This is a genomic window from Saccharothrix xinjiangensis, assembly GCF_039527585.1.
GTDB lineage: Bacteria > Actinomycetota > Actinomycetes > Mycobacteriales > Pseudonocardiaceae > Actinosynnema > Actinosynnema xinjiangensis.
Window position 1 is genome coordinate 1 of sequence record NZ_BAAAKE010000069.1, and the last position, 1,913, is coordinate 1,913.

Genomic DNA, 1,913 nt, shown 5'->3' on the forward strand with positions numbered 1-1,913 from the left:
CCCGCACATCCCTGAACGCGTCGCCATCAAGGACGCCGGGGACGCGGCACTCCCGCTCCGTCTCTCGGATGGCAGCGCGGCGGGACAGGTCGCCGACCTCTACGCCGAGCTGGCGGACCAACTCGTGCGGGAGATCGGCGTATGAGCGCCGCCCGCAAGCCCGTCCGCGCCCGGCCCGAGGCGACCTCGCCTTTGGCCGGCACCCGAGCACCCCTCGTTCCGAACGTCGAACCGCTCCGGGTGGGGGACACGCACCCCTCCCCACCTGCGGACTCACAGAGTCACAGAGTCACAGAGTCACAGACTCTGTCAGTCCGTGAGCCCTCCGAGCAGCCCCGGTACCTGACCCTCGTCCGCAAGGAAGCCCGCCTCCGCCCCGACCAGGCAACCGCGCTCGCGGACCTCCGGCGGCGCCTGGCTCGCTCCCGCACCGACCGCTCCGAGACCATCACCGACAACACCCTGCTCCGCATCGCCGTGGACCTCCTCCTGGCCCACGCCGACCGTCTCCACGGGGACACCGAAGAACAGCTCACCGAGTCCGCGCTTCGCAGCACATAGCGCCCCACCTGCGGACTCACAGAGTCACAGAGTCACAGAGTCACAGAGTCACAGAGTCACAGAGTTGAACTCCCAACGCTCCCAAGGGTGAAAGCGGCCATCAGCCGCCCCAGACAGCGCGTAATGTCGCACCACGCACCGATAGATCAACAGACCCCAGACATGCGAAAACCCCCACCGGGTTTGTTCCACAAGGTTGGCGCCTAGTGGACCGGAAGGGGTTTCGCGTTAGCTGCTTAGGCCAGTGCCGAGTGTACGGGAGAGAACTCTCCCCGACCACGGGCACCGGCCGGAAAGGCCTACGTGCCCACCCAGAAGAAGTCACCGACCGTGCCCAAGCAGGCCACGGTGACCAACATCCGCCCCGGCCGGAGGCTCCTGCCGATCCCGGGGATCAAGCCGGGGTGGTCGTTCAACCCCGAGACCCGCGAGATCTTCCACCAGGCCCGCAAGGACGATGTGCCGCTGCCGGTCGGTGTGGTGCCGCCCGTGCTCGGCCGGATCACCTGGCGCATGGCGAACCGCATGCACACCAAGCTCTCCGTCCTGCTCCTGGACGACGAGGGTCACCGCCGCGTGGTGTCCATGTCCGCGCTCCTGGACGGCACCTGGGCCGACGCCCTCGGCCAGCCCCGGCCGGTCGGCGCGGACGCCCGGCAGGCCTTCGCGCAGGTGATGCGCGACGAGGTGCTGGCCGCGCCGGAGATGCCGGCCGTTCCGGTGAAGGACAAGGACGGCGGGATCCTGCTGCCCGAGGCGGACTCCCAGACCTCCGGGTACCTGCGGCTCGGCGACCCCGACGAGAAGGCCGCCATGGCCGCGTGGCGGCGCATCATGACCCTGGCCAGCCAGGCAGACCGGACCACGCTCGCCGTGGCGGCCTGGATGGGCGGCATCCTCGCCTCCTGCTGCCAGGGAGTGAACAGCGCTGCCCTGAACCTGTACGGCACCGGCCAGAAGGGGAAGTCCAGCGCGCAGAAGGTCGGCGCCGGGCTAATGGGCGACAACACCGAGGCAGGCGAGATCTTCGGCGGGATGAACACCACCGGGAACGCCTGGTTCGACCTGCTGCAGGAGATCCGGTACCTGACCGCCGGGCGCGAGGAGTGGTCCTCCTCCGGGATGACCCTGCGCCAGAAGCAGGAGTTCGTCTCCAAGACCCTGGTCGGCGCCCGCCGGCCCCGGCTCGGCCGGGACGGCGAGCGGAAGATCGGCATCGGCACCCACCACGGCCTGACCGTCTACAGCTCCAACGAGTCGCTGATCACCCCGGGCCAGCCGGAGAGCTTCGCGTCCCGGCTGATCCAGCTCGGCCAGCCGCTCTTCGCCAACGGCGACGCGGCCGATGAGGC

The 1,913-nt window shown here is 69.5% G+C and carries 1 protein-coding gene; it reads left to right on the forward strand.

Going from position 1 to position 1,913, the window contains the following annotated elements:
* Nucleotides 1-864: 864 nt before the first annotated feature.
* A partial coding sequence (locus tag ABD223_RS43240) for a hypothetical protein (RefSeq protein WP_344044165.1) occupies nt 865-1,913 on the forward strand: 1,049 nt, incomplete at its 3' end.